Origin of the sequence: Streptomyces pseudogriseolus (assembly GCA_002154585.1) — a bacterium.
Lineage (GTDB): Bacteria > Actinomycetota > Actinomycetes > Streptomycetales > Streptomycetaceae > Streptomyces > Streptomyces pseudogriseolus.
The window spans coordinates 1-26,250 of sequence record MUNG01000135.1 but is presented as its reverse complement, the minus strand read 5'-3'; the positions used below and the strand labels follow the sequence as shown (position 1 = coordinate 26,250).

Annotated in this window: 26 protein-coding genes; 15 read left to right on the top strand and 11 right to left on the bottom strand. The window is 74.7% G+C overall.

The genetic code is table 11. From position 1 onward, the window contains the following. The first annotated feature begins 17 nt into the window (after nt 1-17). Nucleotides 18-1,187, top strand: coding sequence for an elongation factor Tu (gene tuf / locus CCN29_RS13720; RefSeq protein ID WP_086682031.1), 1,170 nt, complete (start codon nt 18-20; stop codon nt 1,185-1,187). Between the two features lie 38 nt (nt 1,188-1,225). Next, nucleotides 1,226-2,071 (top strand): spermidine synthase, encoded by an 846-nt coding sequence (locus tag CCN29_RS13715; protein WP_086682029.1) that lies wholly within the window; start codon nt 1,226-1,228, stop codon nt 2,069-2,071. A gap of 130 nt (nt 2,072-2,201) precedes the next feature. Here CCN29_RS13715 and CCN29_RS13710 read toward each other — a convergent pair whose 3' ends face one another. The 3 genes from CCN29_RS13710 to CCN29_RS13700 all read right to left on the bottom strand — a co-directional run bounded on the left by CCN29_RS13710 (nt 2,202) and on the right by CCN29_RS13700 (nt 5,123). Further along, on the bottom strand, nt 2,202-3,485 hold the full coding sequence (locus CCN29_RS13710) for an MFS transporter (RefSeq protein ID WP_086682026.1): 1,284 nt from the start codon (nt 3,483-3,485) through the stop codon (nt 2,202-2,204). Nucleotides 3,486-3,558: 73 nt separating this feature from the next. Beyond that, nucleotides 3,559-4,563: a DUF8017 domain-containing protein gene (locus tag CCN29_RS13705; protein ID WP_031016357.1), complete on the bottom strand. Its 1,005-nt coding sequence runs from the start codon at nt 4,561-4,563 to the stop codon at nt 3,559-3,561. Nucleotides 4,564-4,658: 95 nt separating this feature from the next. Continuing rightward, nucleotides 4,659-5,123 (bottom strand): cyclic nucleotide-binding domain-containing protein, encoded by a 465-nt coding sequence (locus CCN29_RS13700; protein ID WP_031016358.1) that lies wholly within the window; start codon nt 5,121-5,123, stop codon nt 4,659-4,661. A gap of 231 nt (nt 5,124-5,354) precedes the next feature. Between CCN29_RS13700 and CCN29_RS13695 the strand changes: the two genes are divergently transcribed. After that, nucleotides 5,355-6,011, top strand: a complete 657-nt coding sequence (locus CCN29_RS13695; protein WP_006134357.1) for a DedA family protein — start codon at nt 5,355-5,357, stop codon at nt 6,009-6,011. 140 nt (nt 6,012-6,151) lie between these two features. Here CCN29_RS13695 and CCN29_RS13690 read toward each other — a convergent pair whose 3' ends face one another. Continuing rightward, on the bottom strand, nt 6,152-6,682 hold the full coding sequence (locus CCN29_RS13690; RefSeq protein ID WP_006134358.1) for a gamma carbonic anhydrase family protein: 531 nt from the start codon (nt 6,680-6,682) through the stop codon (nt 6,152-6,154). A gap of 106 nt (nt 6,683-6,788) precedes the next feature. Between CCN29_RS13690 and CCN29_RS13685 the strand changes: the two genes are divergently transcribed. The 3 genes from CCN29_RS13685 to CCN29_RS13675 all read left to right on the top strand — a co-directional run bounded on the left by CCN29_RS13685 (nt 6,789) and on the right by CCN29_RS13675 (nt 8,896). Beyond that, complete coding sequence (locus tag CCN29_RS13685; protein ID WP_031016360.1) at nt 6,789-7,601, top strand: acyltransferase; 813 nt, start codon at nt 6,789-6,791, stop codon at nt 7,599-7,601. Between the two features lie 115 nt (nt 7,602-7,716). After that, nucleotides 7,717-8,289 carry a helix-turn-helix domain-containing protein gene (locus tag CCN29_RS13680; protein ID WP_006134360.1) on the top strand — a complete coding sequence of 191 codons (573 nt, stop codon included), beginning with the start codon at nt 7,717-7,719 and terminating at the stop codon, nt 8,287-8,289. Between the two features lie 43 nt (nt 8,290-8,332). Continuing rightward, entirely contained in the window at nt 8,333-8,896 is a 564-nt protein-coding gene (locus CCN29_RS13675) for a YbaK/EbsC family protein (protein WP_006134362.1), read from the top strand. Between the two features lie 19 nt (nt 8,897-8,915). Here the strand turns inward: CCN29_RS13675 and CCN29_RS13670 are convergent, their stop codons facing one another. Together CCN29_RS13670 and CCN29_RS13665 are read right to left on the bottom strand one after the other, a co-directional pair. Next, a complete protein-coding gene (locus tag CCN29_RS13670; RefSeq protein WP_086682023.1) occupies nt 8,916-10,136 on the bottom strand; it encodes a 4-hydroxybenzoate 3-monooxygenase in 1,221 nt (406 codons plus the stop codon). A 50-nt stretch (nt 10,137-10,186) separates the two neighbouring features. Then, nucleotides 10,187-10,594, bottom strand: coding sequence for a CoA-binding protein (locus tag CCN29_RS13665; RefSeq protein ID WP_031059697.1), 408 nt, complete (start codon nt 10,592-10,594; stop codon nt 10,187-10,189). Between the two features lie 192 nt (nt 10,595-10,786). Between CCN29_RS13665 and CCN29_RS13660 the strand changes: the two genes are divergently transcribed. From CCN29_RS13660 to CCN29_RS13640, 5 genes are all read left to right on the top strand, one after another. After that, nucleotides 10,787-11,509, top strand: coding sequence for a cysteine--tRNA ligase (locus CCN29_RS13660; protein WP_369149839.1), 723 nt, complete (start codon nt 10,787-10,789; stop codon nt 11,507-11,509). Further along, nucleotides 11,506-12,045 carry a SixA phosphatase family protein gene (locus CCN29_RS13655; RefSeq protein ID WP_031016363.1) on the top strand — a complete coding sequence of 180 codons (540 nt, stop codon included), beginning with the start codon at nt 11,506-11,508 and terminating at the stop codon, nt 12,043-12,045. Before CCN29_RS13660 ends, CCN29_RS13655 begins: the two co-directional genes overlap by 4 nt. Nucleotides 12,046-12,068: 23 nt before the next feature. After that, nucleotides 12,069-12,695, top strand: a complete 627-nt coding sequence (locus CCN29_RS13650) for a YigZ family protein (protein WP_031059693.1) — start codon at nt 12,069-12,071, stop codon at nt 12,693-12,695. A 117-nt stretch (nt 12,696-12,812) separates the two neighbouring features. Then, nucleotides 12,813-13,979 carry an exonuclease SbcCD subunit D gene (locus CCN29_RS13645; protein ID WP_006134370.1) on the top strand — a complete coding sequence of 389 codons (1,167 nt, stop codon included), beginning with the start codon at nt 12,813-12,815 and terminating at the stop codon, nt 13,977-13,979. After that, nucleotides 13,976-16,969 (top strand): AAA family ATPase, encoded by a 2,994-nt coding sequence (locus tag CCN29_RS13640; RefSeq protein WP_086682020.1) that lies wholly within the window; start codon nt 13,976-13,978, stop codon nt 16,967-16,969. The genes CCN29_RS13645 and CCN29_RS13640 overlap by 4 nt, the downstream gene beginning before the upstream one ends. Nucleotides 16,970-16,982: 13 nt before the next feature. Here CCN29_RS13640 and CCN29_RS13635 read toward each other — a convergent pair whose 3' ends face one another. Then, on the bottom strand, nt 16,983-17,429 hold the full coding sequence (locus CCN29_RS13635; protein ID WP_006135268.1) for an Lrp/AsnC family transcriptional regulator: 447 nt from the start codon (nt 17,427-17,429) through the stop codon (nt 16,983-16,985). A gap of 94 nt (nt 17,430-17,523) precedes the next feature. Between CCN29_RS13635 and CCN29_RS13630 the strand changes: the two genes are divergently transcribed. Genes CCN29_RS13630 through CCN29_RS13620 form a run of 3 tightly spaced genes read left to right on the top strand, consistent with a single transcriptional unit; the run spans nt 17,524 to nt 19,464 of the window. Next, nucleotides 17,524-18,000, top strand: a complete 477-nt coding sequence (locus tag CCN29_RS13630) for a rhodanese-like domain-containing protein (protein ID WP_086682017.1) — start codon at nt 17,524-17,526, stop codon at nt 17,998-18,000. Nucleotides 18,001-18,045: 45 nt separating this feature from the next. Continuing rightward, complete coding sequence (locus CCN29_RS13625) at nt 18,046-18,558, top strand: immunity 21 family protein (protein ID WP_006135266.1); 513 nt, start codon at nt 18,046-18,048, stop codon at nt 18,556-18,558. A gap of 60 nt (nt 18,559-18,618) precedes the next feature. Beyond that, nucleotides 18,619-19,464 (top strand): SDR family oxidoreductase, encoded by an 846-nt coding sequence (locus CCN29_RS13620; protein WP_031016368.1) that lies wholly within the window; start codon nt 18,619-18,621, stop codon nt 19,462-19,464. Nucleotides 19,465-19,491: 27 nt separating this feature from the next. Here CCN29_RS13620 and CCN29_RS13615 read toward each other — a convergent pair whose 3' ends face one another. Next, on the bottom strand, nt 19,492-21,180 hold the full coding sequence (locus CCN29_RS13615) for a DUF885 domain-containing protein (RefSeq protein ID WP_006135264.1): 1,689 nt from the start codon (nt 21,178-21,180) through the stop codon (nt 19,492-19,494). A gap of 32 nt (nt 21,181-21,212) precedes the next feature. Further along, complete coding sequence (locus CCN29_RS13610; protein WP_006135263.1) at nt 21,213-21,704, bottom strand: Lrp/AsnC family transcriptional regulator; 492 nt, start codon at nt 21,702-21,704, stop codon at nt 21,213-21,215. Between the two features lie 60 nt (nt 21,705-21,764). Here CCN29_RS13610 and CCN29_RS13605 point away from each other — a divergent pair, with 60 nt between their 5' ends. Then, nucleotides 21,765-22,955 carry a trans-sulfuration enzyme family protein gene (locus CCN29_RS13605; RefSeq protein ID WP_031059682.1) on the top strand — a complete coding sequence of 397 codons (1,191 nt, stop codon included), beginning with the start codon at nt 21,765-21,767 and terminating at the stop codon, nt 22,953-22,955. A gap of 333 nt (nt 22,956-23,288) precedes the next feature. On the opposite strand, the gene CCN29_RS13600 is transcribed toward CCN29_RS13605, so the two are convergent. Next, entirely contained in the window at nt 23,289-24,545 is a 1,257-nt protein-coding gene (locus CCN29_RS13600) for a GNAT family N-acetyltransferase (RefSeq protein WP_086682015.1), read from the bottom strand. Nucleotides 24,546-24,642: 97 nt separating this feature from the next. Next, nucleotides 24,643-26,208, bottom strand: coding sequence for an alkaline phosphatase D family protein (locus tag CCN29_RS13595; RefSeq protein WP_086682067.1), 1,566 nt, complete (start codon nt 26,206-26,208; stop codon nt 24,643-24,645). Nucleotides 26,209-26,250 lie beyond the last annotated feature (42 nt).

Sequence of the window (26,250 nt, the reverse complement as noted above, 5' to 3'; positions counted from 1 at the left end):
GGCTTCCAGGTACCGCCATGTCCAAGACGGCGTACATCCGCACCAAGCCGCACCTCAACATCGGCACGATGGGCCATGTCGACCACGGCAAGACCACCCTGACCGCCGCCATCACCAAGGTGCTCGCCGAGCGGGGCGCCGGCACGTTCGTGCCGTTCGACCGCATCGACCGCGCCCCGGAGGAGGCCGCCCGCGGCATCACCATCAACATTGCGCACGTCGAGTACGAGACCGACACCCGTCACTACGCGCACGTCGACATGCCCGGCCACGCCGACTACGTGAAGAACATGGTCACCGGCGCCGCCCAGCTCGACGGGGCGATCCTCGTCGTCTCCGCGCTGGACGGGATCATGCCGCAGACCGCCGAACACGTGCTGCTCGCCCGGCAGGTGGGCGTCGACCACATCGTCGTCGCGCTCAACAAGGCCGACGCGGGCGACGAGGAACTGACCGACCTGGTCGAGCTGGAGGTCCGCGAACTGCTCACCGCGCACGGCTACGGCGGTGACGCGGCGCCCGTCGTCCGGGTCTCCGGGCTCAAGGCGCTGGAGGGCGACCCGCGCTGGACCGCGTCCGTCGAGGCGCTGCTCGACGCGGTCGACACCTATGTGCCCGTGCCGGAGCGGTATCTCGACGCGCCGTTCCTGCTGCCGGTGGAGAACGTGCTCACCATCACCGGCCGCGGCACCGTCGTCACCGGCGCCGTCGAGCGCGGCACGGTACGGGTCGGCGACCGGGTGCAGGTGCTCGGCGCGGACACCGAGACCGTGGTGACCGGCCTGGAGACCTTCGGCAAGCCGATGGAGGAGGCGCAGGCCGGGGACAACGTGGCGCTGCTGCTGCGCGGGGTGCCGCGCGACGCGGTGCGGCGCGGACACGTGGTGGCCGCGCCGGGCAGCGTGACGCCGAGCCGGCGGTTCACGGCGCGGCTGTACGTGCTGTCGGCCCGCGAGGGCGGCCGGACGACACCGCTGTCGACCGGCTACCGGCCGCAGTTCTACATCCGCACCGCCGACGTCGTCGGGAACGTCGACCTCGGCGAGGCGGCGGTGGCGCGGCCCGGTGACACGGTGACCGCCACCGTGGAGCTGGGGCGCGACGTGCCGCTCGAGCCCGGTCTCGGCTTCGCCGTCCGCGAGGGCGGGCGCACGGTGGGTGCGGGGACGGTGACCGAGGTCGGCTGAGCGATCGGCGGGCACGGGGGTGGCCGCACAATGGGACGGTGAGCGAGTCCATCCCCGTGTCCCGCGCCGTCGACCACGGCACCGCCAAGCTGATGCCCGACGTCGACCGGGAGCGGGCCTGGCTGCTGACCGTCGACGGCGCCCCGCAGTCCTACGTCGACCTGGACGAGCCGACGCACCTGGAGTTCGAGTACGCGCGTCGGCTCGGCCACGTCCTCGACGTGGCCGGCGAGCCCGGGGCGCCGCTGGACGCGGTGCATCTCGGAGGCGGGGCGATGACGTTGCCGCGGTACCTGGCGGTCACCCGGCCGGGGTCACGGCAGGAGGTGGTGGAGGCCGACGCGGGTCTCGCGGCTCTCGTCGCCGAGCATCTGCCGCTTCCGGCCGGCGCCGGCGTCACCGTGCACTCGGTGGACGCCCGCGCCTGGCTCGAAGCGGCCCCGGACCGCTGCGCGGACGTTCTGGTCGCGGATGTCTTCGGCGGCTCCCAGGTGCCCGCGCATCTGACCACCGTCGGGTACGTCGACGAGGTCGCGCGGGTGCTGCGGCCCGGCGGGGTCTACCTCGCCAACCTCGCGGACGCGGCGCCGTTCGCGTTCCTGCGCTCGCAGCTGGCGACGGTGGCCGCGCGGTTCGCGGAGTGTGTGCTGATCGCCGAGCCGGCGGTGTTGCGGGGGCGGCGGTTCGGGAACGCGGTTCTCGCGGTCTCCGACCGCGCGCTGGATGTACCGGCGCTGACCCGTGCGGTCGCGGCGGATCCGTTTCCGGCGCGGGTGGAGGCGGGGGCGGTGCTGGATGCCTTTGTGGGCGACGCGCCTGTGGTTCACGACGGGACGGCGGTCCCGTCACCCCTGCCGCCCTCGGGGGCGTTCGCGGTGGGTTGAGCGGCGGGCTGCGGCGCCGTCGTGGCTGGTCGCGCAGTTCCCCGCGCCCCTTTGGGGGCGCGGGGAACTGCGCGAACGGCCCGCCACCGGGCGTACGCCGAAGTACCGGCCCCTGCCCCCGCGGCGCGTCTCAGCCGGCTGGGAGTGAGGCGTCCGCATCGGTAGTGGGCGCCGCAGCGACCGTGACCTGGTGCTTGCGGCGGCGCAAGTTGCGGACGTCCGGAACCGTCAAAACCGCCGCTGTGACGACAACCACCAACGCCGCGCAGCCCCACAACGCCTCCGGCCGGCCGAACGCCGACTCCGCCGGGCCCGCGAGGGCCATCGCCGCCGGGACCAGGGCGACCGAGCCGAACCAGTCGTACGCGCACACCCGGGACAGCTTCTCCTCGGGTATCTCCTGGTGCAGCGCGGTCATCCAGGAGACGCCGAACACCTCCACGGACAGCCCCGTCAGGAACATCACCGCGCACAGCACCGCCACCGGCACGGGCACCGCGAGCGCGGCGGACGGCAGGGCCAGCGGGAACACGCACAGCGTGCCCACCAGCAGCAGACGGCGCGGCTGCCAGCGCGTCATCAGCAGCGCGCCCGTCACCGTGCCGCCGCCGAAGAAGGCCAGCGCGACGCCCCAGGGGGCCGCCCCGCCCAGATGGTCGCGGGCGACGAGCGGACCGTAGACCGCGTCGGCCGCGCCGACGACCGCGTTGGCGATGGAGAACTGCACGACGATGCCCCACAGCCACGGCCGGCCGGTGAACTCCCGCCAGCCGTCCCGCAGGTCGGCGAGCATACCGCCGCCCGGCTCACGCGGCGGTATGTGCTTCACGTCGAGGAACGCCCGCAGCATCGCCGCGACCGCGAAGGCCGCCGCGTCCGCCGCCAGCACCCAGCCCGGCCCGATCGCGGCGACCATCGCCCCGCCGAGCGCGGCGCCGCCCAGGGTCGCCCCGTGCATCGCCATCCGGAACACCGCGAACGCGCGGCCCGCCTGCTCGCCGTCGACGGAGGAGAGCAGCATGCCCTCGGCGGCCGGGTTGAAAAATGCCTGCCCGGCGCCGCCGAGCGCGCTGAGCAGCATCATCTGCCACAGCCGCGGCTCACCGGCGAGGACCAGCGCGGCGAACGCGCCTTGCGAGACGCAGTTCAGGGCGTTGGCCGCGACCATCACCCGGTGCCGTGGCAGCCGGTCCGCGACGGCGCCGCCGATCAGCAGGAACAGCACGAGCGGCAGGGTGCGGGCGGCGGCCACCAGGCCCACGTCCCCGCCGTCGCCGCCCGCGCCCAGCACGGCGAACGCGGCGGCGATCAGCGCGCCGTGGCTGCCCAGGTTGGTCACCACGGCGGAGGCGGTCAGCAGCGTGTAGTTGCGGCCGGCCCAGGCGGGGCGGCGGCGGGCGGCAGAGGTCGGCACCTGGTGACTATCGCCGGGCGAGGGCCGTCTTGCCAAATGGGTTCCGGGCCCGCCCACCCGCGGGCCCGGACCGTCACGACTCCGTCGGCGGTTCCTCGGTCAGCCGGACCGTGCTGAGGATCTTCTGCACGGTCGCCTCGGGAATCTCGTCCTTCACGCCCGCCGCGCCGTACAGGTTCCAGGTGACGAAGTCGCCCGCGCCGTTCTTGAACCCGAACGTGATCGCCTTGCCCTCGCTGTCGCACTTGCCCTTCTGCGGCGTGCCCTCCGAGTGCGCCGTGGCCACGTGCCCGGTGATGCCGGACTTCGTCGTGTACGGCTTCGGCGCGTCGAACTTCACGCTCTTCTTGTCGGGCTGCGTGTAACCGCCGAAGATCCACCACGGGACGCGGGTCTCGGCCGCCTCCTTGGTGTCCTTCGCGCCGTTCTCGCCGCGGGTGCCCGCGGTGACGAGCGCGGTGTCCTCGGTGCGGCCGTCCTTGTTCTCGTCGGCGGTGCACCACTTCGACTTCAGATAGGCGGGGGCGGTGACGGTGGTGCGGCCCATCTCACCGTTCTTCTCCTCCCACTCGAAGCCCACCGAGGTGTCCGGCGTCTCGATCTCCCAGTCGGCGGGGACGTCGAACTTGGTGCCGAAGCGGGTGTTCACCACGACCTGCCAGCCGGGGATCGTCGCCTTCTCCCCCTCGCCGCCGCGCGGGTTGTCCCCCGAGGGGGAGGCGGTCGGCTCGGCGGAGGTGTCCTTGGACGCGGTCGCGCTCGGCTTGCCCTTCTTGCCGTCGGCCTCGTCGTCCTTGTCGCCGCCGAGCACCAGGAAGCCCGTCACGCCCGCCGCCACGACCACCGCCGTCGCCGCGACGATCGCCACCAGCTTCGTACGGTTCCCGCCACCGCCGCCGTCCGGCTGCGGCATGCCCACGGTGGTCGGCTCGCCCCACTGCGGCTGCTGCTGGTACGGGTTCGGCTGCTGGTAGCCGGGTTGCTGGTACGGATTCGGCTGCTGGTACCCCGGCTGCTGGTACGGATTGTTCGACTGCGGGTTCTGCTCGCCCCCGGGCGGCTGCTGTCCTGGCCACATGGGCAGTCACCCTAGCCGCGCCCTGACACGATTCGGTCACTGCCCTTTGACGGGGACGTAGCAACCACCGGACCGGGGCGTGCCGGTCGCGGATCTCACACGGCCGCGCCGGCGCCGTACGGGCCGAACAGGTCGAGCAGCCGGACCCGGGAGGAGTGCAGCCGGTGGGCGACCACCTCGCCCACCCAGCGGGTGATCTCCCGGCCCAGACCGGCGTCCTCCTCGCACAGGGCGAGTACGGACGCGGCGTCGAACTCGTACGCCCGCACCGGGGTGGCCGCCTCGGCGCCCAGGTGCCAGACGTGCGGGTGGAACAGCCACGACCAGCCGACCAGTTCGTTGTGCCCGAGCCGCTCGATGACGAGGGCCCGGCGGCCCGGCACGCGCATGTCCAGCTCCACGGTGCCGGTCCTGATCACCCAGAACCGGTCCGCCCGGGCGCCCTCCTCGAACAGCCGGGTCCCCGGCGGGAAGGACACCTCACGGGCGGTGGCCATGAGCCTCTCCCGGTGCTCTGCGGGCAGGGCACGCGGCAGGCTGGGGGACGGAGGAGCGAACATGGCGGGCCTCCCGGATACGAGGTGCGGGCTGTCGTCGGCATCTCCAGCCGCTGCTTCCACACTCCCGCCGTCTTCCGCCGCCGCGCATGGGCCGACCGGCCCCCGGTGGCCCGGCACACGGCCCTGAAGGGGCGGTTCACCGCGACCCGGTAGGCTTCCCGACCGTGCCCCTCGACCGGGCGGCACGCACACGCACGGACACACGGCATCGGCGGACCGGAGGAAGAGGCGTTGCACGTCCAGGAATGGCTCGAGACCGTACCCGCGGTCGCCGTGTACGCGCTGGTGGGAATCGTCATCGGGCTGGAGAGCCTGGGCATCCCGCTGCCCGGCGAGATCATCCTGGTCTCCTCGGCGCTGCTCGCCTCCCAGCACGGCGACATCAATCCGGTGGTCCTCGGCGCCTGCGCCACCGCCGGCGCGATCATCGGCGACTCGATCGGCTACGCCATCGGCCGCAAGGGCGGACGCCCGCTGCTGGCCTGGCTGGGCGGGAAGTTCCCGCGCCACTTCAGCGAGGCGCACATCGCGACCGCCGAGCGGTCCTTCCAGAAGTGGGGCATGTGGGCGGTCTTCTTCGGCCGCTTCGTCGCCCTCCTCCGCATCTTCGCCGGGCCGCTCGCGGGTGTGCTGCGGATGCCGTACTGGAAGTTCCTGATCGCCAACGTGCTCGGCGGCATCCTGTGGGCGGGCGGCACCACGGCCGTCATCTACTACGTGGGCATCGTCGCCGAGTCGTGGCTGAAGCGGTTCTCCTGGCTGGGGCTGGTGCTGGCGGTACTCATCGGGCTGACGTCGATGCTGATGCTCAAGCGCAAAGCCAAGAAGACGGCCGTCACGGAGACGGCTCCCGCCGAGGAAGCGGTTCGAGCCGAGTCGGCGCCGTAGGGGTGACTGCCGGCGGCCAGGTGCGGGCCGGTGGGGGTTGTTCGCGCAGTTCCCCGCGCCCCTTCAGGGGCGCGGGGAACTGCGCGACCAGCCACGACGGCGCCGCAGCCGAGCACACTGGACCGGCCGCGCCCCGCGCGTCACCCCCCGTGCTGATCCCGATGCGCCTTCGCCAGCTCCGCGTACATCGTCCCGTTGAGGGTCAGCCCCTCCCGTTCCTCCGGCGTCAGCTCGCGCCGTACCTTCGCCGGGACGCCCGCGACCAGGGAGCCCGGGGGCACCCGCATCCCCTGCGGCACCAGCGCCTGCGCGGCAACCAGCGAGCCCGCGCCGATCACGGCGCCGTTCAGGACCGTCGCGCCCATGCCGATCAGGCAGTCGTCCTCGACGGTCGCCCCGTGGACCACCGCGTTGTGCCCGACGGAGACCCGTTCGCCCACGGTCACCGGGAACCCGGGGTCGGCGTGCAGGGTGCAGTTGTCCTGGACGTTGCTGCTCGCGCCCACCGCGATCGACTCCACGTCGCCGCGCAGCACCGCGCCGTACCAGACGCTCGCCCCCGCGTGCAGCGTCACGTCGCCGATCACGCTCGCCGTGGGCGCCACGAACGCCCCCTCGTCGATCCGCGGCTCCCTGCCGCCGATACCCGTGATCAGAGCCTGGTGCGTCATCGTCGCCTCCTCGTCGGACGTCGGTGGAACGGTACGCCACCCGGTGGGGTGAAGATCACAGGGGCGCCGGGCCGTGCCCGCGGCACCCGCGGACTACGGTGAGCGGGTGCCCAAGCGCAAGAACACGTTCTCGTCCTGGCCGCGCGGTCTCGCCCAGCGCGCGGTCCACGCGGGCTGGGCCTGGGTGCAGCGCACGGGCTCGGTGACCGCGGAGCACCCCGGCCGCTTCCGCTTCGGCGCGATGGGAACAGGTACCAGACTCGCCTTCCCGCTCGGCACGATCTTCGGCGAGCCCTGGATCCGGATCGGCGCGCACTGCATCGTCGGCGAGCAGGTCACCCTCACCGCCGGCCTCATGCCCGGCCTCGACCTCGGCCCCGACCCGATCCTGCGCATCGGCGACGGCGTCGTCCTCGGCCGCGGCAGCCATGTCATCGCCGACACCACCGTGACCATCGGCAGCGACTGCTACTTCGGCCCGTACGTCTACGTCACCTCCACCAACCACTCCTACGACGACCCGCACGAGCCCATCGGCAAGCAGTGGCCGCGGATGGAGCCGGTGGAGATCGGCCCCGGCTGCTGGATCGGCACGGGCGCGGTGATCCTGCCGGGCGCGCGCGTCGGGCGGAACGTGGTGGTGGCCGCGGGCGCGGTCGTCCGGGGCGAGGTGCCGGACCACTGCGTGGTCGCGGGCGCGCCCGCCCGGGTCGTACGCCGCTGGACTTCCGGCGAGGGCTGGCAGCCGCCGCTGCGCACCCCGCCGCCCGTGCCGCTGCCCGACGACATCACGCCCGACCAGCTGCGGGCGCTGTCCGAGCTCGACGAGGAGAGCGCGGCCCGCCTCGCCGAGCTGGACGAGGCCGGGCTGGGCGCGAACGGCGCGGCGCGACTGGCCGAACTGGAACCCGGCGCCTGACGCCCCGGTCACACCCGCCGCGACCTCGCAGTACAGTGCGGTGAACCACCGGGTGCACCGCACCGCAGTCGCACGGGCCGGCCCCGGTCATCCGGACAGTCGAAACGGACGGAATGTGGCGGACCTCGACCTGCTGACCCGGTCCCTGGCGCGCAACGTCAAGCGCTGGCGCACCGAGCGCGGCTTCACCCTGGACATGCTCGCGGCGCGGGCGGGCGTCAGCCGCGGCATGCTCATCCAGATCGAGCAGGCCCGCACCAACCCGAGCATCGGCACGGTCGTCAAGATCGGCGACGCACTCGGCGTCAGCGTGCCCACCCTGCTCGACTACGAGCGGGGCCCGCGGGTCCGCATCACCCCCGCCGACCAGACGGTCCGGCTCTGGCACACCGAGCACGGCAGCTACAACCGGCTGCTGGCCGGCACCGAGGCGCCGGGACCGCTGGAGATGTGGGAGTGGCGGCTGATGCCGGGGGAGAGCAGCGACTCCGACCCCCACCCCGCCGGCACCGTCGAACTCGTCCATGTCACGGCCGGGGAGCTGACGCTCACCGTCGACGGGACGGAGCACCGGGTGCCGGACGGCGCCAGTGCCTCCTTCGAGGCCAACGCGCCCCACACGTACGGCAACACGGGCGACGAGCCGATGGTGATGATCATGGCGGTGTCGGTGCCGCCCGTGCAGTGAGACACCCTCCGGCGCCCGCTCCGCCCGCTGTTACCGTGCCGCCATGCGCGCACCCATCGGAAACTTCGACCAGGCCACTCCCGCCCCCGACTGCCTCGACGAGCTGACCGCCCCGGTCGCCGCCGCGGTCCGCGCCTGGAGCGGCAGCGTCCCCGCCGACCAGATCCTCTACGTCGAGACGGACCCGCGCTGGGCCGACACCGCCGTCTTCGTCGAGCACTACGGCACCGACCTGCTGGAACGCTCCGCGAACTGCGTGGTGGTCGCGGGCAAGCGCGGCGGCGACGCCACGCTCGCCGCGTGCGTCGTGCTGTCCACCACTCGCGCCGACGTGAACGGCGTGGTGCGCCGCCACCTCGGCGTCCGCAAGGCGTCCTTCGCCCCGATGGACACGGCGACGGGCGAGACCGGCATGGAGTACGGCGGCATCACCCCCGTCGGGCTGCCCGACAGCTGGCCGGTGCTGGTGGACGCGGCCGTCGTGGACCTGCCGTACGTGCTGGTCGGCAGCGGGCGGCGGCGCGGGAAGCTGCTGGTGCCGGGCAAGGCGTTCGCACAACTGCCGGGCGCGGTCGTGCTGGAGGGCCTCGGGAAGCCCGCCGCCTGAGCCGGCCGGGGCAGCCGTGTCAGTAGCGCGCGGCCGTGCCCAGGTACCGCTCCGCGAAGGCCGCCGCCGCGGCCGGCGAGCTGAACAGACGGCGCAGCCGGGCCAGGGCCGTGCCCGCACGGAACGGATCGCCCCCGGCGCCCCCGTGGTACAACTCCGACAGCCACTGCGAGAACTCCTGGTAGTCCCAGACCCGCCGCAGACAGCTCTCCGAGTACCCGGCAAGACCGGTCCCGTCGCCCTTCAGCAGCCGCGCGGCGAGCGCGTCGCCCAGCGCGAACGCGTCGTGCAGCGCCAGGTTCAGGCCCTTGGCGGCGATCGGCGCGACCAGGTGCGCCGCGTCCCCGGCCAGGTACAGACGGCCGAAGGCCATCGGCTCGGTGACGTAGTCGTGCATGTCCAGCACGCGCTTCTCGATCAGCCGCCCCTCCGTCAGCGGCTCCGCGCCGGCCGCGGCGAGCCGGCGGCGCAGCTCCGCCCAGACCCGCTCGTGCGGCCAGTTCTCCGGCTCGTCGCCCGGCGGACACTGGAGGTAGTAGCGGGTCACCTCGGGACTGCGGGGCATCTGCCCGGCGAACCCGTCCGGATGGCAGCCGAACAGCACACGGTCGGCGGACGGCGGCGCCTCGGCGAGCAGGGCCAGCCAGCCGATGCCGTAGTCGTGCCGCGCCACCCGGGCCCGCCCGGCGACGGCCGCCCTGGTCACCCCGCGCGCCCCGTCGCAGCCCGCGACGAAGTCACAGCCGACGACCTCCCGCCGGCCGCTCTCCGGGCAGACGTACGACACCGACGGCCGGTCCCCGTCCAGGCCGTGCAGCCGCACGTCCCGCACCCCGAACCGCACCGCCCCGCCGCGCACGTCCGTGTACTCCCGCACCAGGTCGGTCACCAGGAGCTGCTGCGGATACACCCAGTGGTGACGCCCCGTCAGCTCATGGAAGCCGAAGCGGTGGCGCTCCCCGTCGAAGCGGAACTCGCAGGCGGTGTCCCGCCGGGCCCGCTCCAGCAGGTTCCCGGCGAGACCCCGCCGCTCCAGGCCGCGCACCACCGGTTCCTCGACCACCCCGGCCCGCGGCCGTCCCTCGACGAACTCCCGCGTTTCGGTCTCCAGCACGAGGCAGTCCACCCCGGCCGCCCGCAGCACGCACCCCACGGTGAGCCCGGCGGGCCCGGCGCCCACCACCACGACCGGAAACCGTTGCGGGGATGGGGAGTTGGTGGAGGGAGGCGTCTCGGTCACCGCGCCATTATGGCGTCACCCCGCCCGTCCGGAACCCGTGGGCACCCCCCTCAGCCGAGCCGCGGGATCTCGATCGCCGGGCAGCGGTCCATCACCATCTCCAGGCCTGCCTCCCGCGTACGCCCGTACGCCTCCTCGTCGACCACCCCGAGCTGGAACCACACGGCCTTGGCGCCCTTGGCCACCGCCTCGTCGGCGACCGCGCCCGCGAGCTCGCTGTTGACGAACACGTCCACCACGTCCACGTCGAACGGGATGTCCGCCAGCGAGGCGTACCCCTGCTCCCCGTGCACCGTCTCCGCCTTGGGGTGCACCGGCACCACGCGCTTGCCGAACCGCTGGAGCAGCTGCGCGACCCCGTACGCGGCGCGCTGCCGGTTGGAGGACAGGCCGACCACGGCCCAGGTGTCACCGGACTCGGTGAGGATCTTGCGGACCGTTGCGTCGTCGCCGTACACCGTCGGCCTCCCGTGGATCTGAAGTGAGCTGTCGCCACGGACAACGAGGCGCGCGGCCCGGTGATTCCCTGCCCCGCGCGCCCGCCCGCCGGGCGCCTCGCGCCTGCCACGCCGGACGGCGCCGCGCAAGCGACGGCGCGAAAAGCGGGCGAGATACCTGCGTGCGCCCGCTCGCGCGCCTACGCTCACCTCGTGCTGCGCATCACCGACGCCCGAACCGGCGAGCTCGTGGACGCCGCCCCCGCCCGCCGGGGCCTGACCCGGGTCGAGGCCCACCCGCGGGGGCTCGACCCCACCGGCCTGCGTGTGCTGCTGGCCGCCGACCTCCTCGTGCGCGCCCTGGAACTCGGCGGCACCCCCGTGTGGGCGCTGCTCGCCGCCGAACGGCAGCACGCGGAGCTGCGCGCGGCGGCCGACGCGCTCGGGATCCGGCCCTTCGAGGACGGCGAGGGCGCCGCCGGGCTGGGCGAGGCGCAGGTGCTGCGCGTCGTGGACGAGCAGCGCGCCGGACCCGACGGCGTACGGATCGCCGTCGCGCCCGTGACCTGGTCGGCCCCCGGCGCGCCGGACGAGGCCGACCAGGCCGCCCTGCGCCTCGCGCTGCTCACGCACCCGAGGAGCGTGCCCGTGGTGATCGACGCGGACGCGCTGGCCCGGGCCGGTGACACCCTCGGCCGCTGGCGGAGCGCGGTCGCCGACTGGGCGCGGCGGCCCTCACGCCCCGTGCCCGACGAGGTGCGCGCCGAGCTGCGCGCCGCCTGGGAGGACGACCTGGACACCCCCGGGGTGCTCGGCGTGCTCCGCGCGGTGGAGGACGACCCCGGCCCGGCGGACGGCGCGCGCTTCGAGACGTACGCCTACGCCGACCGGCTGCTCGGCCTCGACCTCGCCCGCGACCTCGGACACCCCGCGTGATCGAGCGCGCGGCGTCCGGACCGCTGCGCCGGCTCGTCGTGCTGCGGCACGCCAAGTCCGCCCGGCCGGAGGGCGTCGCCGACCACGAGCGTCCGCTCGCCGCCCGCGGCCGGCGGGACGCCCCCGCCGCCGGACGGGCCCTCGCCGACATGGACTGCCTGCCCGGGCTCGCCCTGTGCTCCACCGCCGTCCGCGCCCGCCGCACCTGGGAGCTGGCCGCCGCGCAGTGGGGCACGCCCCCGCCGGTCCGGCTCGACCCGCGCCTCTACCACGCGGACGTCCCCGCCCTGCTCGACGTGATCCGCGAGACGCCCGCCGAGACCGAGACGCTGCTGCTCGTCGGCCACAACCCGGGCCTCGAGGACCTCGTGCTGACCCTCGCCGCCGACGGCCTCGACGACACCCTGGCCCGGGTCCGCGCCAAGTTCCCGACCTCCGCCGTCGCCGTGCTCGACTGGCGCGGCGCCGGCTGGCGCGACCTGGTCCCCGGCGGCGCCCTGCTCACGTCGGTCGCCGTCCCACGCGGCAGGCGCTGACCGGGGCGGCATAGGCTGGCCGGATGCAGGACGAGTACCGCACCGTGGCCCGCGCGGCTGTGCACGAGACCGAGGTCAACCGCTCCCGCTTCCTGTGCGCCCTCGCCCCGGCGGCCACCGAGCAGGAGGCGCAGGACTTCGTCGCCGCCGTCCGCAAGGAGCACGCCGACGCCACCCACAACTGCTGGGCGTACGTCATCGGCGCGGACGCCTCCGTCCAGAAGGCCTCCGACGACGGGGAGCCCGGCGGCACCGCGGGCGTCCCCATGCTCCAGATGCTGCTGCGCCGCGACATGCGCTACGTCGTCGCCGTCGTCACCCGCTACTTCGGCGGCGTCAAACTCGGCGCGGGCGGTCTGATCCGCGCCTACGGGGGCGCCGTCGGCGAGGCCCTGGACGCCGTCGGCACCCTCACCCGGCGCCGCTTCCGGCTGGCCACCGTGACCGTCGACCACCAGCGGGCCGGCAAGGTGCAGAACGACCTGCGCTCCACCGGCCGCGAGGTCCGCGACGTGCGCTACGGCGAGGAGGTCACGATCGAGATCGGCCTCCCCGACGCCGACGTGGACGCCTTCCGCGCCTGGCTCGCCGACGCCACCTCCGGCACCGCGCGCCTCGAACTGGGCGGGGAGGCGTACGGGGACGCCTGACGCGCCCCGCGTTCCCCCCTCCCGGGTCGATAACGGACCAAACCGGACCGGGGCGTGACGGGTGATACGGGAGCAACCGGCCGCGTTGTCGGAGGCGCCCGATACGCTGCCGGGACCATGAGATTCCTGCACACCTCCGACTGGCACCTCGGCCGGTCCTTCCACCGGGTCGGCATGCTCGGCGCCCAGGCCGAGTTCATCGGCCACCTCGTCTCCACCGTGCGCGAGCGCGAGGTGGACGCGGTGGTGGTGTCGGGGGACGTGTACGACCGGGCGGTGCCGCCGCTCGCCGCGGTCGAGCTGTTCGACGACGCGCTGCACCGGCTCGCCGATCTGGGCGTGCCCACGGTGATGATCTCCGGGAACCACGACTCGGCCCGCCGGCTCGGGGTCGGCGCGGGGCTCATGGGCCGCGCCGGCGTCCACCTGCGCACCGAACCCTCCGCCTGCGGCACCCCCGTGCTGCTCCCCGACGCGCACGGGGACGTCGCCTTCTACGGCCTGCCCTACCTGGAGCCCGCCCTGGTCCGGGACGAGTTCGGTGTGGAGCGCGCCGGGCACGAGACCGTCCTCGCCGCCGCCATGGACCGGGTGCGCGCCGACCTCGCCGCCCGCCCGGCCGGCACCCGCTCCGTCGTCCTCGCCCACGCCTTCGTCACCGGCGGCGAACCGAGCGACAGCGAACGCGACATCGCCGTCGGCGGCGTCGCGTCCGTGCCCGCCGCCGTGTTCGAGGGCGTCGACTACGTGGCGCTCGGTCATCTGCACGGCTGCCAGACCCTCACCGACCGCGTCCGCTACTCCGGCTCCCCGCTGGCGTACTCCTTCTCCGAGGCCGGACACCGCAAGTCCATGTGGCTCGTCGACCTGGCCGCCGACGGCGCCGTCACCGCCGAGCGCGTCGACTGCCCCGCGCCCCGCCCCCTCGCTCGCCTCCGCGGCACCCTGGAGGAGCTGCTCGCCGACCCCGCACTCGCCCCGCACGAGGAGGCGTGGGTCGAGGCGACCCTCACCGACCCGGTCCGGCCCGCCGACCCCATGGCCCGGCTCGCCGAGCGCTTCCCGCACACCCTCGCCCTCGTCTTCGACCCCGACCGGCCGCCCGACGACCCCGACGTGTCCTACGCCCGCCGTCTCGCCGGCCGCGACGACCGGCAGATCGCGGAGGACTTCGTCGCCCATGTGCGCGGCGGCGCGGGACCCGACCCGCACGAACGCACCGTGCTGCGCGACGCCTTCGACGCCGTCCGCGCGGACGAGGCCGCGCGGGAGGTGGCCCGGTGAGGCTGCACCGCCTGGACATCACCGCCTTCGGCCCGTTCGGCACCACCCAGAGCGTCGACTTCGACGCCCTGTCCGCGGCCGGACTCTTCCTGCTGCACGGCCCCACCGGCGCCGGCAAGACCTCCGTCCTGGACGCCGTCTGCTATGCCCTCTACGGCTCCGTCCCCGGTGCCCGCCAGGGCGGCCAGGGCACGACCTTGCGCAGCGACCACGCCGCACCCGGCACCCGGACCTCCGTCACCCTCGAACTCACCGTCGCCGGACGCCGCCTGGAGATCACCCGGCAGCCGCCGTGGGAGCGCCCCAAGAAGCGCGGCGGCGCCGGCACCACCGTCGACAAGGCGCAGACCTGGCTGCGGGAGCGCGACGCCGCCACCGGCGCCTGGAAGGACGTCAGCCGCTCGCACCAGGAGATCGGCGAGGAGATCACCCAGCTGCTCGGCATGAGCCGCGAGCAGTTCTGCCAGGTCGTGCTGTTGCCGCAGGGCGACTTCGCCCGCTTCCTGCGCGCCGACGCCGAGGCCCGCGGCAAACTGCTCGGCCGCCTCTTCGACACCCAGCGCTTCGCCGACGTGGAGAAGCGCCTCGCCGACCGCCGCCGCGCCGCCGAGGCCCGGGTGCGCGACGGCGACGCCGACCTCCTCGCCGACGCCCACCGCATGCAGCAGGCCGCGGGCGGCGCCATAGAGCTGCCCGAGCTGTCCCCGGGCGAACCGGGCCTCGCCGACGCCGTGCTGACCGCGGCCGCCGTCGCCCGCAGCACCGCCCGCGAACAGCTCACCGCCGCCCACTGCCGGCTCGCCACCGCCGAGTCCGTGCGCGCCGCGACCGGCCGCGCCCTGGACGAGACGCGCGAACGGCACCGGCTGCAACGCCGGTTCGCCGAGGCGCGGGAGCGGGCGGAGCGGCTGCGGGAGCGGTCCGGCGCCCACGACGAGGACCAGGCCCGCATGGAACGGGCCCGCAAGGCCGAAACCGTCGCCCCCGCCCTGGAACTGCGGGACTCCGCCGACGCCGAGCACCGCCGCGCGGCCGCCGCCGAGGAGCGCGCCCGCGCCCTGCTCCCCGCGCACCTCGCGGACGCCGGACCCGACGGGCTCGCCGCGGCGGCCCGCCGCGCCGCCGAGGAACTGGGCGGCCTCGAGTCGGCCCGCCGCGCGGAGCGCCGCCTCACCGGACTCCTCGACGAGCGCGCCGGACTGGACCGCCAGGAACGCGCCGACGACGAGGCCCGCGAGGACGCCGAGGCCTGGCTCGCCGGCTGGGAGGCCACGCGCACCGCCCTCCAGGACCGCATCGCCGCCGCCCAGCAGGCCGCGACCCGCGCCGGGGAACTCGCGGCGCGACGCGACACCGCCCGCCACCGCCTGGAGGCCGCCCGCACCCGCGACCGGCTCACCAGGGACGCCGAGGCCACCGCCGAAGAGGCCCGCGCCGCTCGCGAACAGGCCCTCGCCGCCCGGCAGCACTGGCTCGACCTCAAGGAACAGCGGCTGACCGGCATCGCCGCCGAACTCGCCGCCGGCCTCACCGACGGCGCCCCCTGCGCGGTCTGCGGCGCCACCGAACACCCCGCCCCGGCCCGCAGGGTCGCCGGACACGTCGACCGCGACACCGAGGAACGCGCCCTCAAGGACTACCAGCAGGCCGAGGACCGGCGCGCCGAGGCGGACCAGCGGCTCGCCGCCGTACAGGTGGAGCTGGCCGCGGCCGGCGCGGGGGCGGGGGACACCCCGGCCGAGCAGCTCGCCCGCGAACTCGACGACGTGGAGCGGGAGTACGCCCGCGCCCGCGAGGCCGCGTCCGCGCTGCACGCCGCCCAGGAGGAGCTGCGCGCCGCCGAACGCGAACACGAACTGCGCACCGCCGCCCAGCGCGACGCCGCCGTCCGCGCCGCCGCCCGCGTCGGCCACCGGGAGCGCCTCGACCTCGAACGCGCCACCCTCGAGCAGGAGTTGGCGCAGGCGCGCGGAGACGCCCCCAGCGTCGCCGCGCGCGCCGGACAGCTCGAACGGCAGGTCGCGCTGCTCACCGACGCCGCCGACGCCGCCCGCGCCGCCGAGGCCGCGGCCCGGCGGCTCAAGGACGCCGACGCCCGCCTCGCCGACGCCGCCTTCCGCGCGGGCTTCGACACCCCGCGGGCCGCCGCCGACGCCCTCCTCGACGACGCCGCCCACCGGCAGCTGCAACGCCGGCTGGACGCCTGGCACGACGAGGAGGCCGCCGTACGCGCCGTCCTCGCCGAACCCGAGACCGCGGCAGCCGCCCGCGAGCCCGCCACCGACCTCGCCGCCGCCCAGCGGGCCGCCGAGGACGCCGACCGCGCCGTCCGCGAGGCCGCCTCCGCACGCGACGCCGCCGCCCGCCGCTGCGCCGAACTCGACCGGCTCTCCGCCCGCGCCGCCGCCTCCGTGCGCCGGCTCGGACCGCTGCGCGAGGAGTACGACCGGGTGGCCCGCCTCGCCGCCCTCACCGCCGGCACCTCGGCGGAGAACGAACGCCGGATGCGCCTGGAGTCGTACGTGCTCGCCGCGCGCCTGGAGCAGGTCGCCGCCGCCGCGACCGTCCGGCTGCTCCGCATGTCGTCCGGCCGCTACACCCTCGTCCACTCCGACGACCGCACCGGGCGCGGCCGCAGCGGCCTCGGGCTGCACGTCGTGGACGCCTGGACCGGCCGGGAGCGCGACACCGCCACCCTCTCCGGCGGCGAGACCTTCTTCGCCTCCCTCGCCCTCGCGCTCGGCCTCGCCGACGTGGTGACCGACGAGGCGGGCGGGGTACGGCTCGACACGCTCTTCATCGACGAGGGCTTCGGCAGCCTCGACGACCAGACCCTCGACGAGGTGCTCGACGTCCTCGACTCGCTGCGCGAACGCGACCGCAGCGTCGGCATCGTCAGCCACGTCCCCGACCTGCGCCGCCGCATCCACGCCCAGCTGGAGGTCGTGAAGGACCGCACCGGCTCCCAACTGCGGCAGCGCGGGGTGTGACGGGGCGGCCGGGTCACCGCCCCACGGGACGGCGCGGCAGCGGCGAGGAGTACACCACGCTGGTGGTGACCGAACCGAGCGCACCGATCCGTCCCGACACCTCCTCCAGGTGCCGCATCGACCGCGCGGCGACCTTCAGCACGAAGCAGTCGTCGCCCGTCACATGGTGCGCCTCCAGGATCTCCGGGGTGGCGGCGACGAGGTCGTGGAACGGCTTGTAGTTGCCGGTCGGGTAGCGCAGCCGGACGAACGCCAGGACCGGCAGCCCGATCCGCTCCGGGTCCACCACCGCCGCGTAGCCCTGGATGATCCCGGCCTCCTCCAGCCGCCGTACCCGCTCGGTGACCGCGCTCGCGGACATCGACACGGCGCGGGCGAGGTCGGCGTAGCTGGCGCGTCCGTCCCGCTGGAGGACGTCGAGAATGCGCCAGTCGGTGGCGTCCGGGGAATACTCGGTCATCGCCGAGAAGTAGCAGGGGAATCCCCGGCGAGGCAAGACACGCACCGGGATTCGTCCCTTCAGACCGGCCGTCCACGCCCGTAGTTTCTCTGCCATGACGACGACCACCGTGCCTTCCGTCCTGCGGGTCGCCCCCGCCGCCCCGGCCGAGGCCGCGGCGCACTTCCGCGCGAGCCTCGCCCTGTACACCGACGTCTCCGACGTGGCCGCCGCGCTCGCGTCCGGCGGCGACCCCGGCTTCGTCCTGCTCGACTCCCGCTCCGAAGGGGCCTGGGACCAGGGCCATGTGCCCGGCGCCCTGCACCTGCCCACCGCGCGGATCGCCGAGCGGGCCGCGGACCTCCTCGACCCGGCCGTGCCGGTGGTGACGTACTGCTGGGGACCCGGCTGCGACGGGGCCGCGCGCGCCGCTCTCGCCTTCGCCGAACTCGGGTACCGCGTCAAGGAGATGCTCGGCGGATTCGAGTACTGGGTGCGCGAGGGGTACGTGTACGAGACCTCGCGCGGCCCTGAGCGGCGGGCCGCCGACCCGCTGACCACCGTCGTGGACGCCGACGCCTGCGGATGCTGAACCCGCCCGCCCGGCAAGGGAGTCGAGCCGATAGGTTTCTCCGCCATGGAGCGATGCGCGGAGCCGGGGACGGTCGAGTGGGTGGAGTCGGGCGGCGGGCCGCTCGTCGCGGTGCCGGAGACGGTGCTGCCGTTCTGGACGGGGGCCGACGGCGAGGAGTTCGCCTCGGACTACGACCGGGCGTGCGAGGTCGACGGGCTCGTCGGGCTGCTCCCGGTCGGTGACGCCGCCGCCCTCGTCCTGGGCGACGAACCGGCCGCGACCGCCTACCTCCCCGAGCACTCCGTCCTCGTCCGCTGGGTCGCCGGACACACGGAGGACGACCTGCTGGCGAGCGTCCCCGCCGCGCTCGCCACCGCCCAGTGGGACCGGGAGACGCAGTGGAAGGTGCCCGGCCCGGTCGTCCTCTTCGACGCGGCCTGGCCCGGCACGCAGGCCGAGGGCACCGACCACACCCGCCTCGGCCTCGGCCCCGGCCGCTACACCGTGCGCGCCGCACGGGTCAGCCCCGGCCCGGAGACCTGGCTGGTCCTGGTACACCTCCGGCCGCTGCCCTGACGCGAGGGCGCGCCGCATAATCGCGTGCCCGGGCCGGAAGCGCGGCCCATCATGGGGATCATGCCGAAGCTTCCCCCGCCCCCGCCCGAGGACCTGCGCCGTGACCCCCTGCCGCTGCGTGGCCGTACCGCCCTGGTGACCGGGGCGAGCCGGCGCGGCGGCATCGGACACGCCGTGGCCCGCAGGCTCGCCGCGTACGGCGCGAGCGTCTACCTGCACCACCATGTGCCGCACGACGCCGCCATGCCCTGGGGCGCCGACCGGACCGAGGACGTCACCGCCTCCGTGCGCGAGGCGCTCGCCGACCCCGGCGCGCGCGTCCTCGCCGGACCCGGCGACCTCGCCGACCCCGCGGAACCGGCCGCCCTGCACGCCCGCGCCGTCGACGCGCTCGGCGGGCGTCTCGACATCCTCGTCGCCAACCACGCCCTCAGCGGCTCCGACGGCGACCTCGACACCGTCGACGCCGCCATGCTCGACGCGCACTGGGCCGTCGACGCCCGCTCCGTGCTGCTGCTCGTCCAGGCCCACGCCCGGCACCGCGCCGCGCTCCCGCCGGGCACCCCGGGCGGCCGCGTGCTGATGATGACGTCCGGGCAGGACATCGCGGGCGGCATGCCCGGCGAGATCGCCTACGCCCTCCAGAAGGGCGCCCTGGCCTCGGTCACCCGCTCCCTGGCGACCGCGCTCGCCGAGCACGCCGTCACCGTGAACACCGTCAACCCCGGCCCCGTTGACACCGACTACCTGACCGGCGAGATCTACGACGCGATCGCCGCGCGCTTCCCCGCCGGGCGCTGGGGCATGCCCGACGACCCGGCCCGCCTCCTCGCGTGGCTGGCCACCGACGAGGCGGGCTGGATCACCGGCCAGGTCATCGACTCCGAGGGCGGCTTCCGGCGCTGAACCGGCGCCGGAACGCCCGGAACCGGCTTACAGCGCCGCCAGTTCGTCCACCAGGTCGTCCAGGCCCAGCGACCCCTGGGACAGCGCCGCCATGTGCCACGCCTTGAGGTCGAAGGCGTCGCCGTGCCGCTCGCGGGCCTTCTCCCGGCCCAGCAGCCAGGCGCGCTCGCCGAGCTTGTAGCCGATGGCCTGGCCCGGGATCGTCAGATAGCGGGTCAGCTCGCTCTCCACGAAGTCCGCCGGGCGGCTGCTGTGCGCGCCGAAGAACTCCTGCGCCAGCTCCGGCGTCCACCGCTCGCCCGGGTGGAACGGCGAGTCCGCGGGGATCTCCAGCTCCAGGTGCATGCCGATGTCGACGATGACCCGGGTCGCCCGCATCATCTGCGCGTCCAGGTACCCGAGCCGCTCCTCCGCGTCCGTCAGGAAGCCCAGCTCGTCCATCAGCCGCTCCGCGTACAGCGCCCAGCCCTCGCAGTTGGCGCTGACCATGCCGACGGTGGCCTGGTACCGGGAGAGGTTCTCCGCCACGTGCACCCACTGCGCCAGCTGGAGATGGTGGCCGGGGACGCCCTCGTGGTACCAGGTGGACACCAGGTCGTACACCGGGAAACGGGTCAGCCCCATCGTGGGCAGCCAGGTGCAGCCCGGCCGCGAGAAGTCCTCCGACGGCTGCGTGTAGTACGGCGCCGCCGCGCTGCCCGCCGGGGCGATCCGCGACTCCACCTTCCGCACCCGCTCGGCCAGGTCGAAGTGCGTGCCGTCGAGCCGGTCGATCGCCTGGTCCATCAGGCCCTGGAGCCAGTCGCGGACCTCGTCCACGCCCTCGATGTGCCGGCCGTGCTCGTCGAGGTGGGCCAGCGCCACCCACGGGGTCTCCGCCCCCGGCAGGATCTTCTCGGCCTCCTTCTTCATCTCGCCCAGCAGCCGGAAGTACTCCGACCAGCCGTACGCGTAGGCCTCGTCCAGGTCCAGGTCGGTGCCGTTGTAGTAGCGCGACCAGCGGGCGTAGCGCTCCCGGCCCACCGTGTTCGGCGCGTCCGCGACCGCCGGGGCGTACACGTCCCGCAGCCAGTCCCGCAGCTCCGCCACCGCCGCGGTCGCCGCGCGGGCGGCCTCGTCCAGTTCGGCGCGCAGCGCGTCCGGGCCGTCGGCGGCGAAGTCCTCGAACCAGCCGCGGCCCTCGCCGGTGTCCACCCACTCGTCGAGCTGCCCGACGAACGTCCGAGTGGGGCGCGGCGCCGCGTACAGCTTGCGCTCCAGGCCCAGCGCCAGCGACTCCCGGTGCCCGGCCAGCGCGGCCGGGACCGCGCGCAGCCGCTGGGCGATCGCCCGCCAGTCCTCCTCGGTCTGAGCCGGGGTCACCGTGAACACCTCGCGCACCGCGTGCGCGATCGTGCCCAGGTTGCCGACCGCGCGCAGGTGCTCGTCGGCCTCGTGCACGGCCAGTTCGGCCGTCAGCCGCTCCCGCAGCAGCCGGGCGCAGCGGCGCTCCGCGTCGCTGTCCGCGCCGGGCAGGCGCTCGGCCTCGTCGAGCCGCGCGAGGGTCGCCCGCAGCAGTTCGGCGACCGCCTCCTGACCGGCCGGCGAGAGATCGGGCAGCCGGGAGGAACTCTCCTTGACGCCGAGGTACGTCCCGGTGATCGGATCGAGGGCGATGAGCTCGTCGACGTAGGCGTCGGCGACCTGACGGGGAAGCGCGCTGTTGGTTGGTGACATGCGGACCATCCTGGTACGACGTCCGCCGCACGTCACGCGGATTGAGCCGAGGGCGAAGGCGGCATGACCGGACCGCAGTCCCACTGCTGGAAGATCAGCCGCGTCTCCACCCGCGCCACCTCCCGACGGGCGGTGAACTCGTCCAGCACCAGCCGCTGCAGATCCGCCATGTCCGCGACCGCGACATGCACCAGGTAGTCGTCCGGGCCGGTCAGGTGGAACACCGTCAGCGACTCCGGCAGCGCCCGGATGCGCTCCACGAACGGCCCCACCAGCTCCCGCCGGTGCGGTCTCACCTGCACGGACAGCAGCGCCTGGAGACCCCGGCCGAGCTTCGCCGGGTCCAGCTGGAGCCGGTGCCCGAGGATCACGCCGGACCGGCGCAGCCGGGTCACCCGGTCCAGGCAGGTCGACGGCGCGACCCCGACCTGCGCGGCGAGGTCCCGGTACGTGGTCCGGGCGTCGTTCTGCAACAGCCGCAGCAGGTGGAGGTCCACCGGATCCAGTACGACAGATTCGGCCATCGGGCGAACGTAGCACGGGTTCCGGCCCCAGAGAACCGGCTGTTGTTCACCCTTTCCGCCATGGACAACGGCATGGACACGCGACGCCCCACCAGAGCACTCGCCACCGAGGCCGTGCATGCCGGACGGGACGACCTCGCCGGACTCGGACTGCACGCCCCGCCGATCGACCTGTCCACCACCTACCCCTCCTACGACAGCCGGGCCGAGGCCGCCCGCATCGACGCCTTCGCCACCACCGGCGCCGAACCCGACGGCCCGCCCGTCTACGGACGGCTCGGCAACCCCACCGTCGCCCGCTTCGAGACCGCCCTCGCCCGCCTGGAGGGCACCGAGTCGGCCGTCGCCTTCGCCAGCGGCATGGCCGCCCTCAGCGCCGTCCTGCTGGTCCGCGGATCGATGGGACTGCGGCACGTCGTCGCGGTGCGCCCGCTGTACGGGTGCAGCGACCATCTGCTGACCGCCGGGCTGCTCGGCTCCGAGGTCACCTGGACCGACCCGGCCGGGGTCGCCGACGCGCTGCGCCCCGACACCGGTCTGGTGCTGGTGGAGTCGCCCGCCAACCCCACGCTGGCCGAGATCGACCTGCGGGCCGTCGCCCACGCCTGCGGCTCCGTGCCGCTGCTCGTCGACAACACCTTCGCCACGCCGGTCCTCCAGCGTCCGGCCGAGCAGGGGGCGCGGCTGGTGCTGCACAGCGCCACCAAGTACCTCGGCGGGCACGGCGACGTGCTGGCGGGCGTGGTCGCCTGCGACGAGGAGTTCGCCGGGAGGCTGCGGCAGGTGCGGTTCGCCACCGGCGGGGTGCTGCACCCGCTGGCCGGCTACCTGCTGCTGCGCGGCCTGTCGACGCTGCCGGTCCGGGTACGGGCGGCGTCCGCGAACGCGGCCGACCTCGCGGCCCGCCTCGCCGCGGACCCGCGCGTGTCCCGGGTGCACTACCCGAGCATCGGCGGCGCGATGGTCGCCTTCGAGGTCCACGGCGACCCGCACGCGGTGATCGCCGGCGTCCGCCTCATCACCCCGGCGGTCAGCCTCGGCAGCGTGGACTCCCTCATCCAGCACCCGGCGTCCATCAGTCACCGCATCGTCGACGCCGACGACCGCAGGGACGCGGGCGTCTCCGACCGCCTGCTCCGGCTCTCGGCCGGCCTGGAGGACGTCGAGGACCTGTGGACCGACCTGGACCAGGCCCTGGGCACACCGGCCCGCCGGCCCGCCCGCACGGAGGCAGCGGCGGCGCGGGGCTGAGGGACGCCGCCGCGAGGGCGGCGACTTCGGTGCCCCGGGGCGCCCTTGGACGAGGGACGTGGGGGCCGCCCTCGTGCACGGGGGACGGGGGCGCCCCGGCACACGCGGGAACGGGGCCGATGGCCCGCCGGGGTCAGAGGTGCCCGGCAGGCCGGGATCCAACGCTTGCGGGTCCGCCCGGGAACGTCGGCTCCCGTCGGGCGCCTGAGCCGCTGCGGGGCGACACCGGCTCACGGCCGGTGTCCGTGCACGCGGGGGCAGTCGACGGGCCGGCGGCCCGAGACGGGGGACGGCCCGGCACGCGGTGCGTGCCGGGCCGGTTTCCCGTGCCGGTCAGTGGCGGGCGACCCTCTCGCCCGCTTCCGGTGCGCTGTGGGAGGGGACGGGCGTCAGGCGGGCGGTGACGACCAGGGTGCCCTCCTCGACCTGGTAGTCGAGGGGGAGGCCCAGGCCGCGCATCGCGGCGACCATGCCCGTGTTGGACGCCTGCGTCACGGCGTACACATGGGCGCACCCCGCCTCGACGGCCATGTCCACCAGCCGGGACAGCAGTTCCGCGCCGATGCCGCGCCGCTGCCACGTGTCCTCGACGATCAGCGCCACCTCGGTCTCGTCGCCGTCCCACAGCAGATGGCCGAGGGCGACGATGTCGCCCGACGCGGTCTGCGCGGCGAGCGTGCGGCCGAAGCGCGGGCTGAGCAGGTGGTCGAGATAGCGGGTCGCGTCACCGACCGGCCCGTGGTACCGGCGGCGCAGCGTCTCCGCGGAGCACCGCTCGTGCATCGCCCGCGCGGCGTCCAGGTCGGCGGTGTCCGCGCGGCGCACGGAGACGCGACGGCCCTCGGGCAGCGTCAGCACGTCCCGGCCGCGCGGCATCCGCGGACCGAGCCGGGCGTCCAGCTCCACCAGCGCCCGGGCGCGGGCGAACTCCGTGGGCGTGAACGGCAGGTACGGCCGCTCCACCGTGAGGACACCGCCCTCCGGGTCGGGCAGCCGGATGACGGTGTCCTCCAGCACGCCCGCCGGCGGCACGGCGTCCCCGCCGCCGATCACCGCGGCGGGGTGCGAGCGGATCGTGCAGCGCCCCAGCAACTGGCGCAGCACCAGCGGCAGTTCGGCCGCGTCCGTCGCCGCGCGGGCGGCCAGCCCCAGCATCCGGGTCGGGCCGTCCACCAGGTCGTGGGCGTCGGCCCGCTCGGCCCAGGTGTCCGTGCCCCCGCCGGCCGCCACCGCCCCGGCGAGGTCCGTACCCGCCGGCACGCGCAGCAGGAACTCGTCGACGGTGTGCGCGCCCAGCGGGTGGGTCTGGAGGTTCAGGATGTCGACCCGCCGCTCTGCCAGCGCCGTGCACAGGGCGGCCAGCGCGCCCGGCTCGTCCCGCACCGTCGTCCGCATCCGCCACAGCACGCTCTCGACCGCGGCCGGCTCGGACGGCGGCGGAGCGCCGCCGGTATCGTGCGCAGGCGGCGCGTGGCCGTGGCGGCGTGTGCGCCATGCGTGGAGCGTCTCCCCGCAGCGCGCGGCACGGGCCAGCGGGTTCCAGCGGCGGGGCGTGCGCCCTGCGTCACGGTCGTTCGTCACGTCAGACATGTCTCGACTCATACAGTCACTGTGAAGGAATCGTGTTTCGTGATCACGAACGTACTGTGACTGACGAGTAAAGCCCGCTTCTGTCCGGAATGCTGCGTCACTGACCGACAAGGCCCGGCTGAAGTGTCTTCGTGAACAGCACCGAGCCGTCCATCTCCCGCAGCCGTACGGTCAGTTCGCCGCTGCCGCCGTCGATGTCCACCTCGCCGAAGAACTGGTAGCCGCCCGCGGGGGAGACGTTGGAGGCGGTGGGCGCCTTCACCCACACCCGCTCCGGACCGAACGTCGCGTCCAGCTCCGACGCCGGGAACGCGCCCGCGTTGAGCGGCCCGGAAACGAACTCCCAGAACGGCTCGAAATCGCCGAACGCGGCCCGCGAGGGCTGGTAGTGCTGCGCCGAGGTGTGGTGCACGTCGGCCGTCAGCCACACCGTCCCGGTGATCCTCCGGTGCTTGACGAACCGCAGCAGCTCCGCGATCTGGAGTTCGCGCCCCAGCGGAGCCCCCGGATCGCCCTGCGCCACCGCCTCGACGTGCGGCCGGCCCTCGGTGGTGTCGGGCACGATCAGCCCGATCGGCATGTCCGCGGCGATCACCTTCCACACCGCACGCGACCGCGCCAGCTCCCGCTTCAGCCAGTCCAGTTGCTCCCGGCCCAGGATGCCCTGCGGGTCGACGGCCTGGTCGCCGGGCGAGTTGGCGTTCCGGTACGTCCGCATGTCCAGCACGAACACGTCGAGCAGCGGGCCCTGCCGCACCACCCGGTGGACGCGCCCCTCCCGGGCGCCGGCCCGGGGCGTCGACACGGGGAAGTACTCACCGAACGCCCGCCGGGCGCGGGCCGCCAGCACGTCGACGCTCTTCTCCGTGTACCGGGTGTCGGTGTCCGCGATCCGCTGACCCGGGTACCAGTTGTTGCGCACCTCGTGGTCGTCCCACTGGACGACGGACGGGACCCGGGCGTTGAACCGGCGCAGGTGCTCGTCGAGGAGGTTGTAGCGGAAGGCGCCGCGGAACTCGGCGAGGGTTTCCGCGACCTTGGACTTCTCCTCGGTGGTGATGTTCCGCCAGAGGCTGCCGTCGGGCAGTTCGGCGGTCGCCGCGATGGGCCCGTCGGCGTAGATGGTGTCCCCGCTGAACAGGAAGAAGTCCGGGTCGAGCCGGGCCATCGCGTCGAAGATGCGGTAACCGCCGAACGCCGGGTTGATGCCCCAGCCCTGCCCCGCCAGGTCGCCCGACCACACGAACCGCATTCCGTCCCGGCGCCGGTCCGGCACGGTACGGAAGGTGCCGGCGACCGGGGCGCTCGTACGGCGCGGGTCGTCGGGGTCGGTGAGCAGCACCCGGTAGTGGATCTGCTGGCCCGGCGGCAGCCCGTGCAGGCGGGCGGTGCCGGTGAGGTCGGTGCCGGGGCCGATCAACGGGCCGTGCAGCCGCCGGGTGTTGCGGAACGACTCCGTGGCCGACGTCTCGACGATCATCCGCGCCGGCCGGTCCGACCGCACCCACACCAGCGCGGAGTCACGGGTGACGTCCCCCGCCTGGACGCCCCACTCGGCCGAGGGCCGCCCCGACCGGGTGAACGCGGGCAGGGCCAGCCCCGCCGAGGCGGCGAGCGTGCCCTTCAGCAGGGCGCGACGGCCGGGCAGCAGACGGTGTGCCATGAGTGTGCCTCCGGGATCCATGGTCCGGTCGGTGTGCACACC